The sequence below is a fragment of the Nocardioides sp. NBC_00850 genome (assembly GCF_045207335.1).
GTDB lineage: Bacteria > Actinomycetota > Actinomycetes > Propionibacteriales > Nocardioidaceae > Nocardioides.
Map to the genome: position 1 here is coordinate 5,944,767 of NZ_CP108845.1, position 21,253 is coordinate 5,966,019.

The window sequence follows — 21,253 nt, forward strand, 5'->3', positions numbered from 1 at the left end:
TCAGCCCCGGGCGAGGGCGTCCAAGGCCCACAGCCCGAGCCCGTCGAAGCGTGCCGACTCATAGCTCGGTACGTCCCCGCTCGTCGCCTCCAGGAGCCGGCGAGTGGTGATGTGCGAGGCCCCTCGGGCGAGGCTCGCGTTCGCGATGTCGGCAGCGGTCACGGTCCGCGATGGGATCTCGCGACGTTCCCGCGCCCGTCGCCGCTCGTAGTCGAGCTCGTCGACGGTGGTGATGCCGCGGATGATCGTCTCGGCGCTCCCCAGGGAGCGGGTGTTGATCAGCGCCTCGGCCAGCGGGAAGTCGTACGTCACGACGGCATCGAGGCGCCACACGGTCGCACTCGCCTCGCTCACCGGGACGGGGGTCTGTCCTCGTCTCATCTCCACGGCGCCCCGAAGGCCGCGCGCGGCTGCCGCGGCCAGCGTCGTCGCCTCGGTGGGGTGCCAGCCGAGCGAGTCGCCGACCCGGTCCACGTCCGGGGGCCCCAGCGTTCCCACCTGGGTCCCACCGAGCCCTCCGAGGATGGCGATCACCTGCTCCGCGGGGAGCTCCCCGTCCACACCGGGGCCGACGACGGCGAGCCGCACCGGCAGGCCGCTGCGCATCGCCGCCGCCAGCGTGAGCGAGTCGGCCAACGGGCTCAGCAGGCCGGGCTCGTCTCCCCGGGCGACCACGTCACCACCGACGTCGACGACCGTGAGCGAGTCGGCACCGAGGGCCCGAGCGAGATGCTGGAGCTGCTCGGCGAGTCCGACCGCACCGTCCGCGAGGTCGTGCAGGAAGAGGCGCGCGTCGACGTCGCCGGCAAGCCGCGGCAGCACGGACCGGCCCGGAGGAAGGGTGTCCGTCGTGGTCGATATCTCCGCGCGGACGCCATCGACCAGGCGGAGCCCGATGAAGTCGCCACGCGAGCGTGGGCCAGGCACCGGGTCGATCCGGAGCCGTTCCCAGGCGCAGGTAGACACGAACACATCGCCGTCGTCCATCTCGGGCTCGAGGACCCGGCGCGCCAGGAGCACACCGAGCGCATCACCCCCACCACCGGCCGCGACGAAGAGAGTGCTCACGCAGACGATTCTGACCGCTGGGCACCCGGCGCGCCACCTGGTCAGCCGCATCGCCTGACAAGAAGTTCGCGCGAACTCGTTGTGACCCACGCCACGTTGGGTCACGATGTGCAGCATGCAAGGACTGATCCAGGACGCACCGCTGACCATCGACACGATCATCCGGCGCGCCGAGCGCGTCTTCCCGACGCGGGAGATCGTCACCAAGACCGCCACAGGTCTGGAGCGCAACACGTTCAAGGACCTGGCCGTGGAGGTACGCAAGCAGGCCACCGTCCTCGACCGGCTCGGCATCTCCGAGGACGGCCGGGTGGCGAGCTTCGCGTGGAACACCCTGCGCCACCTCGCGCTCTACTACTCCGTCCCCTGCACCGGCCGGGTGCTGCACACGGGCAACATCCGCTACTTCCCCGAGCAGCTCGTCTACACCTTCAACCACGCCGAGGACGAGGCCGTCTTCGTGGACCGGTCGCTGCTCGGTCTGCTGGCTCCGCTTCTCGCCCAGCTGACCACGCTCAAGCACGTCGTCGTGATGGACGACGGGGCGCCGACCCCGCTCCCCGACGACCCGCGGGTCGTCTCCTACGAGGAGCTGATGGCCGACGCCGAGGAGGCGGTGATCGAGGGCCGGGTCACCGACGAGCGCACCGCTGCCGGGATCTGCTACACCTCCGGCACGACCGGCAACCCGAAGGGCGTCGTCTACACCCATCGCTCGCAGTACCTGCACGCCCTGGCCTCTCTGGCCGGCACCCTCTTCGGCACCAACGACCGCGACCGCGTGCTTCCGGTGGTGCCCTTCTTCCACGCCAACGGCTGGGGCTTCGCCCACTCCTCGCTGCTGGCCGGCGCCAACCTGATCCTGCCCGGTCCCGACCTCTCGCCCGCCGGCATCATCAAGCTCCTCGAGGCCGAGAAGGTGACGATCGCGGCCGGCGTACCCACGATCTGGATGGGCATGGTCCCCCTGCTCAAGGACGCCGATCTCTCCTCGCTGCGCGTGGTCATCTGCGGCGGCTCCGCGGTGCCGAAGTCGCTCTCGGAGGCCTGGCGCGAGGCGATCGGCCTGCCGATCACCCAGGCGTGGGGCATGACCGAGATGTCGCCGCTCGGCAGCGTGTACAACGAGCGCGCCGAGATCACGGACCTCTCCGAGGAGGAGAAGGCCGACTACCGTACGTCCCCTGGCATCCCGGCCGTCGGCGTCGAGCTCCGCATCGTGGAGCCCGGGACCACCGACGAGCTTCCTTGGGACGGCGAGACGACCGGCGAGCTCGAGTGCCGCGGCCCGTGGATCGCGTCGGGCTACTACAAGGTCGACGCACCGACGTCGTTCTCGCCCGACGGCTGGCTGCGCACCGGCGACATCGCCGCGATCGACCCGCTGGGCTACGTACGCATCGTCGACCGCACCAAGGACCTGGTGAAGTCGGGTGGCGAGTGGATCTCGACCGTCGCGATCGAGAACCTCATCATGGGCCACCCGAGCATCGCCGAGGCGGCCGTCGTGGCGGTGTCGCACCCGAAGTGGGGCGAGCGGCCGCTGGCCTTCGCGGTGGTCAAGGACGGCGAGTCGGTGACCAAGGAGGAGCTGCTCGGCTACCTCGCCGACAACCTGGGCAAGTGGCAGGTGCCCGACGACGTGGTCTTCATCGACGAGGTGCCCAAGACCTCGGTCGGGAAGTTCTCCAAGAAGACCCTGCGCGAGGAGTACGCCGACTACAAGCTGCCCACGGCTTAGGGCAGGTCAGCCCAGCTGCGCGAGGATCGAGGCGGACTCGACCCTCGCGCAGCGGGCGTCCTCGTCCTTGCCGAGGGCGGCGCGGGCGTCGGCCAGGTGGCCGAGCGCGTCGGCCAGGCCGGGCAGGTCACCGGCGGCACGGAGCTTGGTCACGGCCTCCTCGAAGTGACCGGCCGCCTCGTCGACGGAGCCGAGCTGCTGGTGGATCCAGCCGATGGTGGCGATGACGTTGCCCTCGCTGCGGTAGCCGGGCGCGACCCGGCGCAGCTCCGCGAGCGCCGCCTCGCAGTGGCGGAGCCCGGCCTCGTACGCACCGTCGAGGGCCTCGTAGAGACCCAGCCGCCCGGTCGTCCAGGCCGCCCGGATCGGGTCGCCCGCGCGAGCGAAGACCTCCGCCGCCCGAGCCGCGTACGCAGCAGCCCCGGCATGATCGCCGGAGGCCGTGGCCACTGTGGCCAGCCGGTGCAGGGTCTTTCCCTCGCCCACCAGGTCGGCGGACTCCATCGCCAGATCGAGGGCCCGGCCGAGGTGGTCGAGGGCGTCCTCGACGCGCCCCAGCCGCCCGCAGGCCGCCCCGGCGGCGCGATGCATGACGCCGAGCCCAGCCGGGTCGCCGCCCTGCGAGACGCTGCGGCGCACACCCGGGAGCGCGGCCTCGGCCAGCGCGGCCAGCTCGATCCAGCGTCCCTGGAGGTCGAGCAGACGCTCGAGGGCACCGACGAGCAGCACGATCCGGTCGGGCGCGATTCCCCCGGCGACGGCGACGTCGATCACCCGGGAGATCACCGGCAGCTGGGTGCCGATCCAGGCCAGCGCCTCGACGCTGTCGCCGACGACCTCGGAGGTGACCCCCTCGCGCATCGGCTCCAGCGCATCGAGGTGGCGCTGGTGCGGGTCGTAGGCGCTGTGCACCGCCCGGGCGCTGAAGACGTAGTGGTCGATCATCCGCAGCTCGGCCGCCTCGCGGACCTCCGCGGGCTCGCGGGTGGCGAGGTCGGCGGCGTACTCCCGGAGCAGGTCGTGCAGCACGAACCGTCCGGGCGCGACCTCGGTCAGCAGGTTGGCCTCGGTGAGCTCGTCGAGCAGGCGGCGGGCCCGCACTCGGGAGATCCCGGCCAGGCTGGCCGCGGCCACGCAGGTGAGCGTCGGCCCGGGATGCAGGCCGATCAGCCGGAACAGCTCGGCCGCAGCATCGGGCAGGTGCTGGACCGACCACGAGAAGGTCGCCCGGAGGTCACCACGCCCGCCGCCGAACCCGTCCAGGCGGGACTCGCCGAGCTCCTCGGCCAGGTCGGCGAGCGAGTAGGCCGGCCGGATCGCCGCCCGGGCAGCCACGACCGACAGCGTCAGCGGCAACGAGGCGCACAGCTCGATGATCCGCTCCACTGCCTCGGGCTCGGCCAGGAGGCGGTCCTCACCCAGCCGCCCGACCAGCAGCTCATAGGCCTCGGCGTCATTGAGCAGGCCCAGCTCCATCGGACTCGCACCGGCCTCCGCGACCAGGCCGGAGAGCCTGTTTCGGCTGGTCACCAGGGTCACACACCCCGGGCTGCCGGGGATCAGGCTGCGTACCTGCTCGCTGTCGCGGGCGTTGTCGAGCACGAGCAGCACCCGCTTGCCGGCGAGCTTGCTGCGCAGCAGCCCCGCCCGGCCGTCGATGTCCTGGGGCTGACGGGATCGCTCCACCCCGAACGCCTCGAGCAACACCCCGAGCGCGTCCAACGGGTCGAGCGCGTCGCACGGGTCGAAGCCGCGCAGGTTCACGAACACCTGGCCGTCCGGGAAGCTGGGAGCGGTCCGGTGCGCCCAGTAGAGCGCCAGCGTCGTCTTGCCGATCCCCGCCGTGCCCGCGATCGCCGAGATCACCACGGCCCGTCCGCCCTCGTCGACGCTCCCCGTCGCGACCAGCTCGTCGAGCATCGTCAGATGGTCCTCGCGGCCGGCGAAGGCGGCGACGACCGGCGGCAGCTGGCGCGGCACGATCTCCTCGTACGTCCGCGCCGGCGCGGGCTCGGGATCGTCTCCCTCGATGATCCGCAGCTGCAGGTCACGTACGTCCTTGGACGGCTCGACCCCGAGCTCGTCGCGGAGGACACGGAAGAGACGCTGGTAGGCGTCCAGGGCCTCCGCCGTGCGGCCGGAATGCCACAGCGCCGTCATCAGCAGCAGCCACAGGCCCTCCCGGAGCGGGTTGGCCCGGACGACCGGTCCCAGGTCGGCCACGACCGCGGCCTGCCGTCCGAGCGCCAGGTCAGCGGCGGCCCGGGACTCGACGGCGACCAGTCGCAGCTCCTCGAGCCGAGCGGCCTCGGTCGCGATCATCGGCGACTCACCGACCGCGCCGTACGCACCCCCGGTCCACAGCCCCAGGGCAGCGTCGAAGAGCATGCTGGCCCGCTCGTGATCTCCAGCCTCGGCCGAGGCACGGCCCTGCTCGACCAGCTCCTCGAAGCGAGCCTGATCGATGTCCGCGCCGACCAGCGCGTAGCCGTTCGCCCGGCTCTGCAGGTGGCGGCGATCCTCGCCGAGCGCCCGGCGCAGATCACGGACGCGCTGGTGAAGCAGGTTCACCCCCGTCGCCGGGGGTGAACCTCTCCACAGCTCGTCGACCAGGAGGTCCGAGGAGACCGGCGCTCCGCGCGCGGCCGCCAGCAGGGCAAGCAGAGTCCGCCGCGTACGCGACAGCTTCTGCACTGTGCCGTCGTCACACACCAGCTCGACGGCACCTAGGACCCGGACCCGCACCACACCTCCTGTTGACCACGCAGCATTACGTCCGAGAAGACACATCGTCTCATCACCACAGAGATGGTGACGCGTAATGCCGCGAGAAGGTTGCTTGGAGGTTGGTGCTGGATCCAGATTTAGGGGTTCTGGCTCACGGAACCCGCCACAGGCCGCTCTCGCCGCCCTTGTCGATCTGGAACCCGACCTGCTTGATGTTCACCCCGACCGGGACGACGAACGGCACCAGGGCCGTCCGCTGGTCACGCGGCTGCAGCCCGAACGGGTTCGGGAACACCTCGCCGCCGTCGACCGTCACCGTGCTGGGCAGGCTCTTGTACTTCTTGCCCGAGGCATCGATGACCGTCGTGCCGGTGGCCGGGGTGTCGTTGAAGACCCTCGACCCGGCGTTGACGACCTGGATCTCGACGGCCATCACGCGCGACCCCGGCGGGGTCTCGGTGCCGTCCGTGAAGGACGTCTCGAAGACGTCCTGCACGATCACCCTCAACAGGATTCCGGGTGCTTCGCCCTTGATGGTTCCCTCAGTCGTCAACCCGAGCTGCTGGTTCTGCTCGATCCTCTCGGTGCTGTCGACGGTGATCACCTTCTTCTCCATCGCGGGGTTCTCACCATGGTTGTTGCTGTAGAACCCGTAGTCGATGGAACTGTCCGAACCGCAGCCAACCCCGGCCGCCGCGACGGCTCCCCCGAGGATCAGCATGGCCACACGACGCACACGCACTCCTTATGAAATTTGTTGCTCCGGAAAGGAAATTGTTCCCCTTGATTTACCATGGCAACATGCCGGAGTCCAAGCGTTCGGCCTAGGGTCTAAAGTCCCAATCCAGGCTGCAACTCTTCGCAGTCATTTCCACAGCACGAGGTAGTAGACGAGCACCGGAATCACGGGCGCCACAAGAAACCAGGGCGTGACCAGCGGAAGCTTGTTGATCAGGCGTACGCCGGCCACCGCCCCCGCTCCCAGGAGCACCGAGATCACGAAAAGACCCTCGCGCGCGCCACCTTTGTCGGCGCCGGTCGCGCCCAAAGCGGCCATCGCCAGGGAGTGCAGCATCACGACGGAGCAGAGCAGGGACGAAGCGACGTACTTCTTGACCTGCTCGATATGCACGAGCGGACCCTACTCCGTTGTCACCGGCGGACGTTCGACGAGACCGGCCAGCTTGGCCGGCGCCTGGATGCAGTAGGAGTCGGTCAGGAGCTCGGCGACCTCGTCCCAGTCGGTGCCGTCGTCGAGGATCATCCCGACCACGTTGCCGCCCCAGCCGGCCTTGAAGTACGGGTGGCCGAGATGCTCGAAGGCCACCACCTCGTCGGGCTCGCCCCGGAACACGATCCGGAAGAGCTGGTCCTCGCCACCGAAGACGTGCGCGACCGTCGCCTGGCCGACCCGCCAGCGCACCCCGACCCAGGCGTCGTCCTCGAGGCACTTCGGGAACACGGTGAGGATCTCCCTCAGCCGCGCCACCATCGCCTCGGGGACCTCAGGACGCTCAGCCATGCTTCCGATCCTGCCAGGCAGCACCGACATCCTTAATTGCTATACATGTTTATGATCAACATGTACGGTTTCTCCATGAAGAAGCAGACGATCGGATACGTCGTGTGGCGCCTGGCCATGCGTCTGCGGGTGTCGATGGACAGAGCGCTCGCGCCCCTGGGGCTCACCCATGCGCAGTACTCGCTCATCGCCTCCCTCCACGGCCTCCGCGCCTCGGAGGCCCCGACCCAGAAGCAGCTTGCCGACCTCACCGGCCTCGAGCCGATGTATGTCTCCAAGCTCGCCCGCCAGCTCGAGGCGAGGGGCTGGATCGAGCGCGTCCGCGACACCAGGGACACCCGAGCCGTACGCCTCGTCATCACGCCCGAGGGCACCGAGGTGACCCGCGAGGCGATCGCGGTGACCGGTCGGCTGCTCGACCAGCTCACCGCACCGCTCGGCGGCCGCAACAGCCGTCGTGCCGCCGAGGCGCAAGCCGCGCTCGAGGCGATGCTCGCCGCCCCCATCGACACCGATCCCACACCTGGAGACCGATCATGACCGTAGCCACTCCTCCTCTCACCGGCGCCAACCTGGGCGTCGCCTACTTCGCCGTGCGCAAGAACCTCCTCAACGTGCTCGACGACTACGACCTGACCTTCGAGCAGTCGCTCCTGCTCAACTACCTGCGCCAGGGCGATGCCGCGCGCGCCGATCTGGTCGCGTCGACGGCCGACAACATCAAGGCCTCCACGGCCGAGGTCGAGTCGCATCTCGACGCCGCGATCGCCCGCGGCCTGATCGCCGACGGCCTCACCCTGACCGCGGAGGGTGACCGTCTCCAGCAGCAGATCACGGAGCGCACCCAGCCGCTGACCAGGACGTTCTTCTCCGACATCCCGACCGAGGACCTGACCGTGACCGCGCGGGTCCTGGCCACCCTCACCGAACGGGCCAACGCCGCTCTGGCCACCTCCTAGGATCGGGGCCATGGCACAGGAGAAGTACAACGTAGTGGTAGCCGGCGGCGGTCACAACGGCCTCACCGCCGCGGCCTATCTGAGCCGGGAGGGCCTCTCGGTCCTTGTGCTCGAGCGGCTCGACCACGTCGGGGGTGCAGCGATCTCGGCGCAGGCGTTCGAGGGCTTCCCGACCCGGCTCTCGCGCTACTCCTACCTGGTCTCGCTGCTCCCCGAGCAGATCCGCACCGACCTCGGGCTCGACATCGAGTTCGCGTCGCGGCAGACCGCGTCGTACTCCCCCTACCTCGAGGGCTCGCGGGCCACCGGCCTCCTCGTGGAGACACCCGAGGGCGAGGCCACCGCGGCCAGCTTCCGCGCGGTGACCGGGGCGGACGAGGAGTACGCCGCGTGGCAGTCGTTCTACGACGAGGTCTCCGACCTTGCCCGGGCCGTCGCACCCACCCTCACCTCCCCGCTTCCCACGGGTGCCGCGATCCGTTCGGAGGTGGGTGCGCCGATCTGGCGCGACATCGTCGAGCGGCCGCTCGGGGAGGCGATCGAGCGCCGCTTCGCCAACGACCTGGTCCGCGGCGTGGTCGCCACCGACGCCCTGATCGGCACCTTCGCCGGCCTGGGCGAGGCGAGCCTGATCCAGAACCGCTGCTTCCTCTACCACCTGATCGGCAACGGGACCGGCGAGTGGCGGGTCCCGATCGGCGGCATGGGCGCGGTCACCGGGGCGATCGCCAAGGCGGCGTACGCAGGTGGGGCGCAGGTCCTCACCGGCGCGACCGTCACCTCGATCCGCGGCGGTGCCGTCGGCGAGGGCGCCGAGATCACCTGGACCGACGCCTCCGGATCCCACACCGTGGCGGCCGACTACGTGCTCTCCGGTCTGGCTCCGTACGTCCTCGACGGCCTCCTCGGCCGCACCCCTTCCGCCGCGGACAAGCCGGTGGGTGCCCAGCTCAAGATCAACATGCTCCTCGAGCGCCTCCCCCGGCTGCGCTCCGGCGAGGACCCGAAGATCGCCTTCGCCGGCACCCTCCACCTCGGCGAGTCCTACTCCGAGCTCGAGAAGGCGTACGCCGAGGCTGCCGCCGGCTCGGTGCCGACCGAGATGCCCGGCGAGGTCTACTGCCACTCGCTGACCGACCCCTCAATTCTCGGCGACGTACCGCCCGGCACCCAGACCCTCACCTACTTCGGCCTGCACGCACCCGCGACCCTCTTCGAGGACCCGGCCACGCGTGAGGAGCGCAAGGCCCAGGCCGTCGAGCGCGCCATCGCCTCCCTCGACCGCCACCTGCTCGACCCGATCTCGTCCGTCGTCGCGCGGACTGTGGATGGTCAGCCGTGCATCGAGGCCAAGATCCCCCAGGAGATCGAGGCAGACCTGGCCATGCCCGGCGGCCACATCTTCCACGGCGACCTCGCCTGGCCCTGGGCGCCCGACGACGCCGACCTCACCACTCCCGGCGCGCGCTGGGGCGTCGCCACAGACGTCGGCACTGTGCTCGTGTGCGGCTCGGGGGCCGTGCGCGGCGGCGCCGTCTCCGGCCTCGGCGGCCACAACGCCGCCCAAGCCGTCCTGGAGCTCCGCTGACCACGCCGTCGATCCAGCGCAGCCTCGATTTGGGGCGAATCCGAGCCCGCTGCTAATGTTCTTCTCGTCGCCGAGCGCGCAAGCAGCTCGAAGGACATGCGCCATTAGCTCAATTGGTAGAGCAGCTGACTCTTAATCAGCGGGTTGTAGGTTCAAGTCCTACATGGCGTACCAAACAAGGCTCCTGACCTGCATAAACGGTCGGGAGTTTCTTGCATTTCGAGCCCCCGATACCCGGTGCGTAAGGAATTGCGTAAGGAATGCGGTTCACGAGCCCGTCTCCTCACCCTGGTCGATCAGGCCGTCTTCGGGGCTCTGATTGTTCGGGTCACGGTCGGGGTTGACAGCCTCCAACGCACGGACGTTCCCGGTGTTCACAGCGCCACGACCCAGGTAATTGTCCTGCGTCATCGACACCCCTGAGTGCCCGAGATGGTCAGCGGAGTTGCACAAGGGCCGGTGGCGCGCCTAGGTGATCTGGGTCGACACCACCTACGCCGCGCCAGAGATCCGACATGCCTGGCTGCCTGCGAAGCAGATTCGCCCAGCGAAGAGCGACATCGACGTGTGGAACGACCGGTGGAGGTCATAGCGCTTCCGGCACCGTCAGGATCAAGTCAAGGCGCGGACTTGGATGCCTCTCCCCAACTTGGGGGAACGGCGTTGCCGCGAGCGTGGATCCTCGCACGTCCTGCTCGACATCCGCCCTAGCCTTTCACCCATGACCGAAGTCGTCGTCGCGCTCGCGGGACTAGTCGGGATTGCCATCCCCGCGATGCTTGCACTCCCTCTTGGGCCGCGACGCCGCCTTGCCCGGATTCAGGACGAGGTACAGGCGTACGCAGCGCTCCCTGACGACATGACTGAAGCGAAGCGTCAGCTCGCGAGGCGCATCGAGCGTTCAACCAAGGATCATGTTGACCGGAGCTTTACTGGGAGCCCTTTTGTTCTTAGTCTTCTGTTCTACGTCGGACTTGTTCTCGTCACCGGTGGCGTAGCCGCCGCATTCTTCGTGTCGAGCTGGGATCAGTTCGCAAGCCTCGGTTGGAGCCTCGCAGCGGCGATCAGCGTCGGCTGGGGCGGAGCCTTCGTGATGACAGCGCTCACCAATATTGTGGGGGGCCTCCGTTACCACAAGCGCGAGTTGGCGGACTCCCAAAAAAACTTGGCTGAGATCACGGCCCGGCACGAAGTCACATCGGCCGCGATGAAGGAAAGCGATGACGAACTGAAGCGGATTGACAGCCTGCAGGCACACCTGAGGCTGCTCGAACTCAAGGGCATTCGGCTCGAGCTCGAGCAGAAAGTCCGCGAGGGCCAGGCAGCGCAGTCAGCTTCAGCGGATCAGCCGCCGCTCGCACCGTGAGAACTTTCTACTGACTCAAGGCGCGCTCCGCGCGCTGGACCGCCACAGGCGGGCCAGGGACCCCTGCGCTCCGGGCATGCGGCCTGGCGGCCGGTCCCTACGCGCACCCCCGTCCCGTCGGCATCGGGCCAAAACGACGAGAGCGCTCTGATCCGTAGACCAAGACGCTCACCCCGAACAGGCACGACAACTCGAAGCGCTCTAGCCGTCAGGAACGCCACGCCACTCCCGCCACGTCAGCCGCGACTGACCCCAAACCTTCTGGGCATCGGCATCGACTCGCTCGTCCCAATCCATGAACGCTGACCACCAGCGACGACCAGCATCGGCAAACTCCGCCAACGATTGCTCCAGGCCGTCGGCACGAAGGACCACGAGATCATCAAACGCAACCGTCCCCTCGATGCAATAGCTCCTGACCTCGTCATCCTCAACCCGGCCACACTCGTTGAACCAGTAGAACGTGTGGGACGACTCTGCCGCCTCCCCTCTGACCACCAAGCTTGGCTCCCCGGGCCAGTCAGCCACGAGATCTGGGGCATCGAAGTACCGCCACCCATAAAAGCCCCCGCCCACGGCCAGGGAGTCGAAGAAGCCGTCGACCGCCTCCACCGAAGCCAACGGGATCGCGGGACCATCGCTCTCGTCGCGCGCCGCCCGGAGCAAGAACCGCACGTCACTCACACCCCTGAACACCAACACGCGGCGAGAGTCCAACTCGATCGGGCCAACCTCAGGCAGCGCCGACACGTGAATCAGCAACGCAATCGCATCCGAGGACTCCCACCGGACACCGGCAACCTCAGCCTCCGTCAACGCAAGCTCGAGCTCCTCACGGACGTCATCGCTCCACTCCATACAACCCATCCTTCCCTGCGTCAGCCTTGTTGTCTGCCTGCACCAACGAGCTGATCCCGTTCTTCCTCCGGGCTCGGTTATGCCTGGCCGGATCGGGGTATGAGCCAGCCATGAGGAAGTCTGTTGTTGAGTTCCCGGTGGAGCTGCTGGACGATCCCACGCTGCCGTTGCCGGAGCGGGTCGACCGGATGATGGCTCATGAAGATCTGGATTGGGAAGGGCATCAGGAGGCGTACGGCAACGTGATCGTGCTGCCGTTCGGCGAGGCGACTGGATGGAGTGGCGCGAGCTGACAATGGTGGGCCTGGTGGAGCGTCTTGGCCTTCGGACTGAAGCGCTCTTCTCGTTTTGCCCGCTGTCGTCGGGGCGGGGTGCGCGTACGAACCGGCCGGCAAGTCGCATGCGGGAGAATCCCGTGGCAGCTCGTATCGCGGACCTGCGATGGTGTCCGTCATGGAATCGGAGCCGCAGACTGAGCTCGATCGGCACTACGACCCCGGGGGCTCGTTGGCTCGGTTCGCGGGTCGGATACTTGTGGTCTGTCCACGATGCGGGGGCCGTGCTCTCGTAGTCCCCCTGCCGGGCACCCCTGAACCCAAGTACATCAGCGAGCTTCTGTTCCAGCCGCGCCGTTTGGTTTGTGGAGGGTGTGGTGCCGCCGACGACTGGAACCCGGAGGTGCAGGGCGCCGGGCTGGTCGGTACGGTGCTGGGCGGCAGTGAGGATCCGTTCTTCCAGCGGCCTCTATGGTTGCAGACTCGTTGCGCCGGGCACATCTTGTGGGCGTATAACGAAGAGCACGTCAACGAACTAGCTGCCTATATCGGGGCGCGATTGCGAGAGCGTGGCGGCGCGCGGCCGACGAGATCGATGTTCGCTCGGCTGCCGGTGTGGATGAAGGTGTCGGGCAACCGTTCGGAGGTACTGACCAGCCTTCAGAGCCTGCGGGAGTTGGCGAAGCGGACGGCGCCTGCTGACCGTTCCGCTGCCGCGCATGAGCGCGGCGACCGCCCCGGAGGAAGCTGAAGCCGAACCGGATCCGTGTTCGCCCTGGGCATAGGCAGGGCGGAGCGCTCGAGCTAGAGGTCCAGGGGCCAGCCAGCGTGCGATCGGGCCATCGAGCGGGTCAGATCGCTGGGTGCGTGACACGAGGACCACGCGGGAAGGCGATGTAGACGACTGCGCCGATTGCTCCGCCGACGAGCAGACACAGCAGCACGACCCTGTAGAGATCGGCGTTGAGCCAGCTCACGATCGCCACGCGGTGGTGGGGGCCGCGGATGACGTTTCGCTGCGCTTCTCTCGGGTATCGGTCACAGGAGTATCCGGTGAAACGGGCGGACCGGCCCTCAGGTGGGTTCTCGGAGCGCCAGGTGATGACGTACTGAGGGTTGTTGCGTACCACAACAGCGCCCTGACCCACGGTCTTAACAGTTCTACAGGCTTTGCTCTGTCCCATCGGCCGGCTCTCAACCTTGACGACCGCGGCGCGCTCGACGGCCTTACCGTAGGCAGTGTCGACCCACGACGGGACGAAGATCGCCAGCATCCCGACCGCGACAACGCCGCCTGCCCACCCCGCTCTGACGCTAGGACGAGCCGAGTTCAGCCCGAGCGATCGTCGCCACCGTCGCCACCTCGGGGAACTCGCCACTACACCATTGCAGCAGAGGCTGCCTCGCCGCGTGCGTGATTCACCGCCCGGAAGACGAACGGCATTGCCAGCCGAGTCGTCCGGACGTGTGATCCAGACTGGTGGCTGATGACTTGGTCGACCGCGCATCGTGGCGCGGCAGGAGTCGGTCAGCGTTCCGGCTCCCAGCGAAGGAAAACCCAGTGCTCGCCGAACAACAGATCGCGGGTCGCGTGAGGGATTGCACGGAACCTCACGGACACCTCGGGCGGATAGTCTGCGATGCAGTACGTCTCGGCCAAAGAAACGCACTCCGCCTGCAGGTCCCCGACGTCGCCCTCGTACAGGAAGCGGCCTTCGATCGTGCCTTGCTCCGAGGAGCCTTGGTACTGCACGGCCACGCCACGGAGGTCGGCGGTCACCTGCTCCCAGAGGGCGCGCATCATCGACAGCATCACGTCTGACCGCAGGTTCGTCACGGGGTCGAGTATCGCCTCCTCTTGAGCGCCCCGGATACAAGGGCACCCGGCTGTGTTCTCTGTCAGATGATGTGCAATACCGGATGCACAGAGCTGCCGAGTGCCGCTCACGCGGATCGCCACCATGAGAGGGTGCGCTGTCGGCGTAGCGAGGGAGTGCGGTTATGGGGCCAGGTGCCGGCCAGGGTTGCGCTCCGCCCCCGCGATGCAGACCAGTGCACGGGCAGGGACGAGATGCGTTAGGAATTGCGTAAGGAGTGCCCCGCAGTCATTCGGCGTACGAACGGCTCATCGCAGCCGACTTGCTTGACTCGAACATGCGTTCGATACGATGAGGTGTGTCGGCCAACCCTCCCAAGAACGACGCCTGGCCCGAGCCCAGGCACTGGCTGCACGTCTGGGTGCATCGCCAACGTCGGAACTACCCGCTACCCATGCCCGGCCTCGTGCTCAAGTGGGAGCTGCACAAGGGCAGATGGCGCGCCTGGGTGATCTGGGTCGACACCACGTACGCCGCTCCGGAGATCCGGCATGCCTGGCTGCCTGTGAGGGAGATTCGCCCAACGAAGAGCGACATCAACGTGTGGAACGACCGGAGGCGATAGCAGCCGCCCGCGCCGCAGCGCCGAGTCCTCACAGCGCGCCGACGGCGCGGAGGACGAACTCCTCGATCCGGTCGGGCGGAAGGTTGCGGGTGCCGAGGACTGCGTGGACGAGGGCGAGGGTGGCGTCGACGTCGGTGACGGCGAAGGTGCCTTGCTCGGCGCCCTGCTCGAGGATCTCGGCGAGGACCCGCTCGACGGCGACGACGTGCTCGCGGATCTCCCGGCGAGCCTCCTCGGGGAGCCCGCCGTAGACCTGGGGGCCGAAGCCCATGTGGAACTTCTCGCCGAGGGTGAGGTGGTTGCGTACGTAGATCCGCAGCCGTTCGGCAGGCTGCTCGCTCGCGGCGAGCTGGGCCTGGAGGGACGCGACGTACTCCGATGTCTCGTGGGTCGCGAACGCGACCATCACCGCGTCGCGGTCCTTGAAGTGGTGGTAGATCGCGGTGCGTCCGATCTCGGCGCGCTGCGCCAGCTTGGACATGCTGATGGCGTCGTAGCTGCCCTCGGCCATCAGCTCCGCGAACGCCGCGAAGATCCGTTCGCGCACCAGTCTGCGGTGCTCGAGGACGTTCTCGGCGGCGATACGGGGCACGAGGACGAACCCTAGTTCACCTGCGATAGGTGTCGAGGCGAGCGCCGAGCTCCTCGAAGAGGGCCTGGTTGAGGCCGAAGGCGACCTGGACCTCCTCGACGATGCGGATCTTCTCCGCGGGGCCGAGGGGCAGCGCGTCGAGGCGGGCGCGGTAGCCGTCCTTGTAGGGCTTCGGCTTGGGGATCTCGGCGAACTCGTAGAACGCCACCCCCTCGCCGTCGAGCTCGAAGAACCGGTCGAGCAGCCGGCCGATCGCCTGGCCACCGGAGAGATCACCGAGATAGCGGGTGTAGTGGTGGGCGGCGTAGAGACCGCCCCAGGCGCGGGTGGCCTCGATCCGAGCGACGTACGCATCGGCAGCATCCGACTCCACGGCGTCGCCGTCGACACCCGGCGCCCACACGGCCAGGTCGGCATCGATCGCGGCCCGGCGCTCGAGGGCGGCGTCATGGACGGCTTCGGCGACGGCATCCGTGGCGGCCAGGTCGCGGCCCACGGTCTCGAGCGCGACGTAGACCTTACGCAGGCGCAGCAGATAGTCGGCGTACCCCTGCTCGTTGACCCGGCCGGCCAACAGCTCCTCCATGAAGGAGGAGCTCTCGGCTGCGGTGTGCTGGATCCGGGACCCCTCGCGCATCAGCGCGGAGAGCGGAGCGTCTTGCATCTCATCGGCGAGGAGGGCGGACATGTGTGCTCCAGTCAGGGTCGGGCGGCAGCGATCGGCGGTCCGGCAAAGATCCTGACACACTGTCAGAAAGTCGGCAAGGCTTTAGTTAGGTCACCCTAACAAAACCGTGCAAAAGCGGTGAGCAATCGCGCAACGGATCGACTTGTGGGGATGCCTACAGAACATTGTTCACGAATCCGGGAGCACAACGTGATGACCACAACTTGCCCAGGCATCTCAGACGTTCAAGTTTCGATCACGACGTAGATCCACAAGGGGTCCGATCGGGTGCTCGAGGACGAGGTGTTGCCGCGAAAGTTACGGCCGATTTCGCGGGTCATCCGGGCCCTGCATACGCCTATGCACCCGAGATCTGACGTGGCTAGACTCCCCGCTTCGTCACGGCGAGTCACAGCAACCGGGGGGCTGCAGAGGCTGACTTCTACTCGTCGTGCCCTGTCATCGACAGTTATCAACACCATTGGAGAAGTCACTTGCGCTCCCCACTCTCGGTCCGCGGAGCCGCCCTTGTTGCGGCGACCGCGATGATCGGTCTTTCCGTGACCGCGGCCCCGGCGACTGCGGCGGAGAAGCCCCAGGCCAAGGCCTCGTCGGTCGCTCTGACCGTCAACGTGTCTGACAAGGTCAAGGTCGACACCGGTCGCTACACCGCCACCTACAACGGCAAGAAGACCGTCAACTCGGGCACCAACAAGCCCGCTCTTCCGCTCCTCGCGGGCGACCAGCAGCTGCTCTCGGTCGGCGTCTTCGCCCAGGACGCGGCCGCCGCCCTCCAGAACGGCAACGTCTACTCCGGCGCCTGCTCGGCCCTGGCCGGCAAGGGTGCGACCCTGGTCGCCATCGGCGACGGCTCCAGCTGCGTGAAGCCGGGCGAGGCCGTCACGGTGAACCTCGCCGAGCTCAACCTCGAGAAGCTGGGCGCCACCACCGACTACGTGCTCAACGACCAGAGCAAGTCGGTCCACGTGAAGCTCGGCCCGGTCAACGACCTGGTCCAGACCGTCGTCTCCGGCGTGCTCACCAAGGTCGGCGGTCTCTCGGTCGGTGTCGACCTCGACGCCGCGGAGAGCACCTGCATGGCGCAGGGCACCAAGTTCAAGGGCAAGACCCAGCTCAAGAACGCCGCCGTCACCGTCAACGTCCCCGGCAAGGGCGACATCAAGGTCGCCGACCTGCCGACCAACCCGAAGAAGAACACGACGGTCGTCCCCGACCTCTCCCCGGTGACCGACGCCGTCCTCGGCCGCGTCGACACGCTGCTCCAGTCGGGCCTGAAGAGCAAGATCGCGCCGGGCGTCCTGGACGTCTCGATCCGCGTCGACCTGATCGAGCACATCAAGGAGCAGCTCGCCGTGCTGCTCAAGGGCCTCGAGACCGACCTGGTCAAGCTCACCCTGAACAAGCAGGACAAGACCGCCAAGTCGCTCGAGGTGTCCGCCCTGGACATCAACGTCCTCGACGCCGTGAAGAAGGTCGGCGCCCCGACCGCTGCCAAGGTCGCCATCGGCACCAGCACCTGCGGCACCAACGGCCTCACCTCCTCCGAGGAGAAGGCTGCGGCCAGCGGTGACAAGAAGAACGTCGACGTCGTCGTCTCCGGCGACAAGTCCGACCCGGACACGAGCGTCCAGGTGAAGCCGGACAACGCCCCGGCCAACGCCGAGCTCAACCTGCTCTCGTCCCCGGCCGCCAAGGGCGGGTTCGCCGCCGGCGCGCTCGTGCTGCTCGTCGCCGCTGCTGCCGCCACCCGGTGGTTCCTGCTGCGCCGGTCGCACGCCTGATCCGCTGATCAGGATTCCCCTGTAGGACCGTTGTAGAACCTGCAACGCCGCGCGTCCCGGACCATGGCTCCCAGCCTTGGCCCGGGACGCGCTCATTTGTCGGGAAGCGGCAGATTCTGGGCGGCGCGCCTGCGTGCCGCCCGCCGTGGGATCCGACAAGGTTGGGCTGCCCCCGATGCTCCCCAGAGCTCTTCCCCCATCTCTCTGGAGTCACCCCATGCTGCGCCCGCTGGCGACCCTGCTCGCCTTCGTACTCCTCTGCTCCGGCTGCGCCGAGGTCTCCCAGCCGGACACCGCCGTCCAAGCCGGATACGGCGCCGACAGCGGCGAGGAGGTCAGCCTTCCGCTGACCGAGGCCATCGCGAAGCTCCCGGTCGCCAAGGAGGTCACCTCCGGCTACGAGCGCGAGAAGTTCAACCACTGGGTCGACGCCGACGGCGACTGCCAGGACGCCCGCACCGAGGTGCTCCTCGAGGAGTCGAAGAAGAAGGCGCGCGGCAGGTGCGATGTCACCAGGGGCGTATGGCTCTCCACGTACGACGGGGTCACCGTCAAGCGCCCCGGCGGCCTCGACATCGACCACATGGTCGCGCTCAAGGAGGGCTGGGAGTCCGGCGCCAACGCCTGGACCGACGAGCAGCGGGAGGCGTACGCGAACGACCTCGGTGACCCGCGCGCCCTCATCGCCGTCACCGCCGCGACCAACCGCAGCAAGGGTGACCAGGACCCGGCCGACTGGATGCCCGACGCCACGAGCTACCACTGCACGTACGTCGCCGACTGGGTCGCCGTGAAGATCCGCTGGAGCCTCTTTGCCGACCGTGCGGAGAAGGCCGCGATCGAGGACATCGCCGCAGGCTGCGACAACCCCGATATCACTGTGCGCCTGGCCGGACCGGCCCAGAGCGACCCGCCCGAGGACGACCCGGAGCAGAGCGCCGCTCCGACGGGCGGCTCGGGTGAGGACCCCCGCTTCGACACCTGCGCCAAGGCGACCGCGAAGGGCTACGGGCCGTATCGGAAGGGCCGCGACGCCGAGTACGCCTGGTACCGCGACGGCGACAAGGACGGCACGGTCTGCGACAGCTGACGCGACACCCGGATTCCGCAGGTCAGAAGCGATACCCCAGCCCGTAACGTACGAGGCTCCTCCTCCGTTGAGTGTGACGAACGTCAAAGGGAGGGATATTCACGTGCGCACAACACTCATCGCGCGGGGAGCCGCGGTGGCGGCCGCAGCCGCCATGGTTGCCTTGTCAGCCGCACCTGCGAGCGCCGCCACGGTGTCGCAGGCGTCCGCAACCGCGCTGAGCCTCGAGCTCGCCGGCACCGGGGCCACCGACTCAGGCACCTATGCCGTCACCAACGACGGCTCCACCGAGTCGGCCGAAGGCACCAACGAGCCGCTCATCACCGCGCTCGGCGGCCAGGACGCGATCCACGCCGGCACGCTGGCCCAGGACGCGGTGGCCAAGAGCAACGCCACCTCGGCGGCCTGCTCGGGTCTGGCCGGCGACGGCGCGACCCTGGTCGCGGCCGGATCCGGCGACTGCCTCAGCGGCGGCGACAACATCAAGCTCGACGCAGCCAGCCTCGACTTCAGCGACCTGCGGGTGATCGAGTCCGACCTCTTCCAGGGAGCCGACAAGCAGCTCCAGGAGCTCGGCAAGCCGGTGCAGGACCAGATCACCAGCGCGCTCGCACAGCTCCTGGCGCCCGCTGTAGACGGGTTGGACGGCGCCGGCCTCTACGTGGACCTGGGCGCCGTGCAGAGCCACTGCACTGCCAACGACGACAGCGCGACCGGCGACAGCACGATCGCCAACTCGTCCGCCTACGTGGTCCTGCCTGGCGGCGAACGGAAGACCCTCGTCGACCTGCCGGTCGACCCCGCGGTGAACCAGAAGGTCGTCACCGACCTGTCGGGTGTGACTGATGCCGTTCTCAAGGGCCTACGCACCCAGCTGACCAAGGGCCTCGACGGTGCGCTCAGCCCGATCGACCCCGTCGTCGACCAACTGCAGAAGCAGGTGCTCAACACGCTGCTCACCTCGCTCGAGGAGCAGCTCGCGCCGCTCGAGGACAACGTCCTCGACATCACCCTCAACGCCCAGACCACGTCTCCGGGCGCGATCACGGTGACCGCGCTCGACGCGAAGGTCCTCCCGGCAGCCGAGGCGTTCGTCGGCGGCAGCCTGGCGCACCTGACTATCGGCACCAGCAGCTGTGGCCCGAACAGCCCGGTCACGAAGACGGTCGTCAACAAGCCGCCCAAGGCAGCCAACCCGCCGGCTTCGGTCCCGACCGTTGTGACCTCCGGTATGGAAAGCTACGACGACGGCAGCGCCGGACGCATCGCCCTCGTCACCCTGCTACTCCTCGCGGCCGCGGGCGCCGGTGTGGCGACGTACGTCCGCATGTTGCGGCGTGGCTGACACCTCTGCTGACTCGCCGCCGCGGCTCGCCGCGGCGGCGGGTGGCCTCTGGACCGCGTTGGTGGTGCTCGCCGTCGCGATGGTGCTGGCCGGGTTGTTGTGGCCCAGCGGCAGCGCGGCGGTGGAGGTGCCGCCCGGCGCCCCGCAGCGCCTCGAGCTGACCGGGCTGAACACGAAGGCGAAGGTCGTCCCGATCCGGCTCGACGGCGAGGTGCTCGACCCGCCGCGCAACCCCCGCGAGATCGGCTGGTGGGTCGGCAGCGCCAAGCCCGGCTCAGCGCAGGGTCAGACCGTGGTCACCGGCCACACCGTGCACACCGGCGGCGGCAGCCTCAACAAGCTCGACCACATCGAGGAGGGGCAGGAGGTCGACATCGTCACCAAGGACGGGACCTTCCAGCACCAGGTCGACTCCGTCGAGGTGCTCAGCCGCAAGGAGCTGGCCGAGCAGGCCCAGCGGCTCTTCGGGCAGGACCACGGCGACGGCCGGCTGGTGATCATCACCTGCACCGACTGGAACGGGTCGAGCTACGACAGCAACATCGTCGTGATGGCGCACCGGTTCAACGCGCTGCCAAAGGCTCAGAAGAAGAGCTAGAGGTAGAGGCCCGTCGAGTCGTCGGCGATCCGCTCGGCCGCGACGGCGTGCACGTCGCGCTCGCGCATCAGGACGTACACCTCTCCGGCGACCTCGACCTCCGGCTTGTCATCGGCGTCGAAGAGCACCCGGTCACCGATCTCGACGGCCCGCGCGTGCGGACCGACCGCGACCACCCGTGACCATGTGAGCCGCCGGGCCGCGCCCATGGCGGCCGTCGCCGGGATGACGATGCCGCCCGAGGAGCGACGCTCACCGGCGTCGGACCCGACCTCGACCAGCACCCGGTCGTGGAGCATCTTGATGGGGGTCTTGTCGGTCACGTCCGTGCTGCCTTGCCGGTGGGGAGTGGTCAGTTGGCCTTGGTGATCTTACGCAGCGTGGCCATGAGCACGACGGTGCCCACCACCCCGCCGACGGTCTTCGCGATGTTGCCCATCTTCGGCTCGCCGGAGACCGGGTCGACGTAGACCGCCTTGATGGCAGCCACCTGGCGCTGAACGATCGTCTTCGGGCTGCCCCGGTAGATCAGCTCGTCGATGGTGCCTGCGAGCCGGTCGCGGATCTCTTCGATCTCGGACTCGAGCGAGGAAGTCTGGTCCTTGGACATGCG

At 68.3% G+C, this 21,253-nt stretch carries 24 protein-coding genes and 1 tRNA gene; 12 read left to right on the top strand and 13 right to left on the bottom strand.

From position 1 onward, the window contains the following. A complete protein-coding gene (locus OH802_RS28785) occupies positions 1-1,068 on the bottom strand; it encodes a DUF1152 domain-containing protein (protein ID WP_406023776.1) in 1,068 nt (355 codons plus the stop codon). Positions 1,069-1,183: 115 nt separating this feature from the next. Between OH802_RS28785 and OH802_RS28790 the strand changes: the two genes are divergently transcribed. After that, positions 1,184-2,809, top strand: coding sequence for a long-chain fatty acid--CoA ligase (locus tag OH802_RS28790; RefSeq protein ID WP_406023777.1), 1,626 nt, complete (start codon positions 1,184-1,186; stop codon positions 2,807-2,809). 6 nt (positions 2,810-2,815) lie between these two features. On the opposite strand, the gene OH802_RS28795 is transcribed toward OH802_RS28790, so the two are convergent. The 4 genes from OH802_RS28795 to OH802_RS28810 all read right to left on the bottom strand — a co-directional run bounded on the left by OH802_RS28795 (position 2,816) and on the right by OH802_RS28810 (position 7,058). Continuing rightward, positions 2,816-5,554: a BTAD domain-containing putative transcriptional regulator gene (locus OH802_RS28795; RefSeq protein ID WP_406023778.1), complete on the bottom strand. Its 2,739-nt coding sequence runs from the start codon at positions 5,552-5,554 to the stop codon at positions 2,816-2,818. A 133-nt stretch (positions 5,555-5,687) separates the two neighbouring features. Further along, positions 5,688-6,272, bottom strand: coding sequence for a hypothetical protein (locus tag OH802_RS28800; RefSeq protein WP_378818715.1), 585 nt, complete (start codon positions 6,270-6,272; stop codon positions 5,688-5,690). Positions 6,273-6,401: 129 nt separating this feature from the next. Next, positions 6,402-6,668, bottom strand: a complete 267-nt coding sequence (locus OH802_RS28805) for a transcriptional regulator (RefSeq protein WP_406023779.1) — start codon at positions 6,666-6,668, stop codon at positions 6,402-6,404. Between the two features lie 9 nt (positions 6,669-6,677). After that, positions 6,678-7,058, bottom strand: coding sequence for an MmcQ/YjbR family DNA-binding protein (locus tag OH802_RS28810; RefSeq protein WP_406023780.1), 381 nt, complete (start codon positions 7,056-7,058; stop codon positions 6,678-6,680). A 75-nt stretch (positions 7,059-7,133) separates the two neighbouring features. On the opposite strand from OH802_RS28810, the gene OH802_RS28815 reads away from it, so the two are divergent. The 4 genes from OH802_RS28815 (at position 7,134) to OH802_RS28830 (ending at position 9,779) form a co-directional block, all read left to right on the top strand. Beyond that, positions 7,134-7,598, top strand: a complete 465-nt coding sequence (locus tag OH802_RS28815; protein ID WP_406023781.1) for a MarR family winged helix-turn-helix transcriptional regulator — start codon at positions 7,134-7,136, stop codon at positions 7,596-7,598. Further along, positions 7,595-8,017, top strand: coding sequence for a hypothetical protein (locus OH802_RS28820; RefSeq protein ID WP_406023782.1), 423 nt, complete (start codon positions 7,595-7,597; stop codon positions 8,015-8,017). The genes OH802_RS28815 and OH802_RS28820 overlap by 4 nt, the downstream gene beginning before the upstream one ends. 10 nt (positions 8,018-8,027) lie before the next feature. Beyond that, a complete protein-coding gene (locus OH802_RS28825; RefSeq protein WP_406023783.1) occupies positions 8,028-9,605 on the top strand; it encodes a phytoene desaturase family protein in 1,578 nt (525 codons plus the stop codon). Positions 9,606-9,703: 98 nt separating this feature from the next. Beyond that, positions 9,704-9,779: transfer RNA gene (locus OH802_RS28830), tRNA-Lys, on the top strand. 93 nt (positions 9,780-9,872) lie between these two features. Here OH802_RS28830 and OH802_RS28835 read toward each other — a convergent pair. After that, positions 9,873-10,016, bottom strand: coding sequence for a hypothetical protein (locus OH802_RS28835; RefSeq protein WP_406023784.1), 144 nt, complete (start codon positions 10,014-10,016; stop codon positions 9,873-9,875). A 310-nt stretch (positions 10,017-10,326) separates the two neighbouring features. Between OH802_RS28835 and OH802_RS28840 the strand changes: the two genes are divergently transcribed. Further along, complete coding sequence (locus OH802_RS28840; RefSeq protein WP_406023785.1) at positions 10,327-10,971, top strand: hypothetical protein; 645 nt, start codon at positions 10,327-10,329, stop codon at positions 10,969-10,971. Between the two features lie 201 nt (positions 10,972-11,172). On the opposite strand, the gene OH802_RS28845 is transcribed toward OH802_RS28840, so the two are convergent. Continuing rightward, positions 11,173-11,829 carry a hypothetical protein gene (locus tag OH802_RS28845; RefSeq protein ID WP_406023786.1) on the bottom strand — a complete coding sequence of 219 codons (657 nt, stop codon included), beginning with the start codon at positions 11,827-11,829 and terminating at the stop codon, positions 11,173-11,175. A 110-nt stretch (positions 11,830-11,939) separates the two neighbouring features. Here OH802_RS28845 and OH802_RS28850 point away from each other — a divergent pair, with 110 nt between their 5' ends. Then, positions 11,940-12,122, top strand: coding sequence for a hypothetical protein (locus tag OH802_RS28850; protein ID WP_406023787.1), 183 nt, complete (start codon positions 11,940-11,942; stop codon positions 12,120-12,122). Positions 12,123-12,955: 833 nt separating this feature from the next. On the opposite strand, the gene OH802_RS28855 is transcribed toward OH802_RS28850, so the two are convergent. Continuing rightward, a complete protein-coding gene (locus OH802_RS28855) occupies positions 12,956-13,378 on the bottom strand; it encodes a hypothetical protein (protein ID WP_406023788.1) in 423 nt (140 codons plus the stop codon). Between the two features lie 254 nt (positions 13,379-13,632). Continuing rightward, positions 13,633-13,941, bottom strand: coding sequence for a hypothetical protein (locus OH802_RS28860; RefSeq protein ID WP_406023789.1), 309 nt, complete (start codon positions 13,939-13,941; stop codon positions 13,633-13,635). A gap of 434 nt (positions 13,942-14,375) precedes the next feature. Here OH802_RS28860 and OH802_RS28865 point away from each other — a divergent pair, with 434 nt between their 5' ends. Continuing rightward, entirely contained in the window at positions 14,376-14,546 is a 171-nt protein-coding gene (locus OH802_RS28865) for a hypothetical protein (protein ID WP_406023790.1), read from the top strand. Between the two features lie 28 nt (positions 14,547-14,574). Here OH802_RS28865 and OH802_RS28870 read toward each other — a convergent pair whose 3' ends face one another. Both OH802_RS28870 and OH802_RS28875 read right to left on the bottom strand, forming a co-directional pair. After that, positions 14,575-15,138: a TetR/AcrR family transcriptional regulator gene (locus OH802_RS28870; protein WP_406023791.1), complete on the bottom strand. Its 564-nt coding sequence runs from the start codon at positions 15,136-15,138 to the stop codon at positions 14,575-14,577. A 16-nt stretch (positions 15,139-15,154) separates the two neighbouring features. Next, complete coding sequence (locus OH802_RS28875; protein ID WP_406023792.1) at positions 15,155-15,826, bottom strand: heme oxygenase (biliverdin-producing); 672 nt, start codon at positions 15,824-15,826, stop codon at positions 15,155-15,157. 473 nt (positions 15,827-16,299) lie between these two features. Here OH802_RS28875 and OH802_RS28880 point away from each other — a divergent pair, with 473 nt between their 5' ends. The 4 genes from OH802_RS28880 (at position 16,300) to OH802_RS28895 (ending at position 20,640) form a co-directional block, all read left to right on the top strand. Beyond that, positions 16,300-17,607, top strand: coding sequence for a hypothetical protein (locus OH802_RS28880; protein ID WP_406023793.1), 1,308 nt, complete (start codon positions 16,300-16,302; stop codon positions 17,605-17,607). A 217-nt stretch (positions 17,608-17,824) separates the two neighbouring features. Then, positions 17,825-18,697 (top strand): DUF1524 domain-containing protein, encoded by an 873-nt coding sequence (locus tag OH802_RS28885; protein WP_406023794.1) that lies wholly within the window; start codon positions 17,825-17,827, stop codon positions 18,695-18,697. Positions 18,698-18,800: 103 nt separating this feature from the next. Further along, on the top strand, positions 18,801-20,042 hold the full coding sequence (locus OH802_RS28890) for a hypothetical protein (protein WP_406023795.1): 1,242 nt from the start codon (positions 18,801-18,803) through the stop codon (positions 20,040-20,042). Beyond that, positions 20,035-20,640, top strand: a complete 606-nt coding sequence (locus OH802_RS28895) for a class F sortase (RefSeq protein ID WP_406023796.1) — start codon at positions 20,035-20,037, stop codon at positions 20,638-20,640. The genes OH802_RS28890 and OH802_RS28895 overlap by 8 nt, the downstream gene beginning before the upstream one ends. Here OH802_RS28895 and OH802_RS28900 read toward each other — a convergent pair. Together OH802_RS28900 and OH802_RS28905 are read right to left on the bottom strand one after the other, a co-directional pair. Then, positions 20,637-20,939 (bottom strand): co-chaperone GroES, encoded by a 303-nt coding sequence (locus tag OH802_RS28900; RefSeq protein WP_355226825.1) that lies wholly within the window; start codon positions 20,937-20,939, stop codon positions 20,637-20,639. The two genes, OH802_RS28895 and OH802_RS28900, sit on opposite strands and share 4 nt — an antisense overlap. A gap of 53 nt (positions 20,940-20,992) precedes the next feature. Next, entirely contained in the window at positions 20,993-21,250 is a 258-nt protein-coding gene (locus OH802_RS28905) for a DUF3618 domain-containing protein (RefSeq protein ID WP_406023797.1), read from the bottom strand. Positions 21,251-21,253: the final 3 nt, after the last annotated feature.

Bases quoted from the DNA above. Each gene is read 5' to 3' on its own strand.
- OH802_RS28790 (WP_406023777.1), top strand. From the start codon at position 1,184: ATGCAAGGACTGATCCAGGACGCACCGCTGACCATCGACACGATCATC.
- OH802_RS28810 (WP_406023780.1), bottom strand. From the start codon at position 7,058: ATGGCTGAGCGTCCTGAGGTCCCCGAGGCGATGGTGGCGCGGCTGAGG.
- OH802_RS28815 (WP_406023781.1), top strand. From the start codon at position 7,134: ATGAAGAAGCAGACGATCGGATACGTCGTGTGGCGCCTGGCCATGCGT.
- OH802_RS28820 (WP_406023782.1), top strand. From the start codon at position 7,595: ATGACCGTAGCCACTCCTCCTCTCACCGGCGCCAACCTGGGCGTCGCC.
- OH802_RS28825 (WP_406023783.1), top strand. From the start codon at position 8,028: ATGGCACAGGAGAAGTACAACGTAGTGGTAGCCGGCGGCGGTCACAAC.
- OH802_RS28835 (WP_406023784.1), bottom strand. From the start codon at position 10,016: ATGACGCAGGACAATTACCTGGGTCGTGGCGCTGTGAACACCGGGAAC.
- OH802_RS28840 (WP_406023785.1), top strand. From the start codon at position 10,327: ATGACCGAAGTCGTCGTCGCGCTCGCGGGACTAGTCGGGATTGCCATC.
- OH802_RS28845 (WP_406023786.1), bottom strand. From the start codon at position 11,829: ATGGAGTGGAGCGATGACGTCCGTGAGGAGCTCGAGCTTGCGTTGACG.
- OH802_RS28850 (WP_406023787.1), top strand. From the start codon at position 11,940: ATGAGGAAGTCTGTTGTTGAGTTCCCGGTGGAGCTGCTGGACGATCCC.
- OH802_RS28855 (WP_406023788.1), bottom strand. From the start codon at position 13,378: ATGCTGGCGATCTTCGTCCCGTCGTGGGTCGACACTGCCTACGGTAAG.
- OH802_RS28865 (WP_406023790.1), top strand. From the start codon at position 14,376: ATGCCCGGCCTCGTGCTCAAGTGGGAGCTGCACAAGGGCAGATGGCGC.
- OH802_RS28875 (WP_406023792.1), bottom strand. From the start codon at position 15,826: ATGTCCGCCCTCCTCGCCGATGAGATGCAAGACGCTCCGCTCTCCGCG.
- OH802_RS28885 (WP_406023794.1), top strand. From the start codon at position 17,825: ATGCTGCGCCCGCTGGCGACCCTGCTCGCCTTCGTACTCCTCTGCTCC.
- OH802_RS28900 (WP_355226825.1), bottom strand. From the start codon at position 20,939: ATGCTCCACGACCGGGTGCTGGTCGAGGTCGGGTCCGACGCCGGTGAG.
- OH802_RS28905 (WP_406023797.1), bottom strand. From the start codon at position 21,250: ATGTCCAAGGACCAGACTTCCTCGCTCGAGTCCGAGATCGAAGAGATC.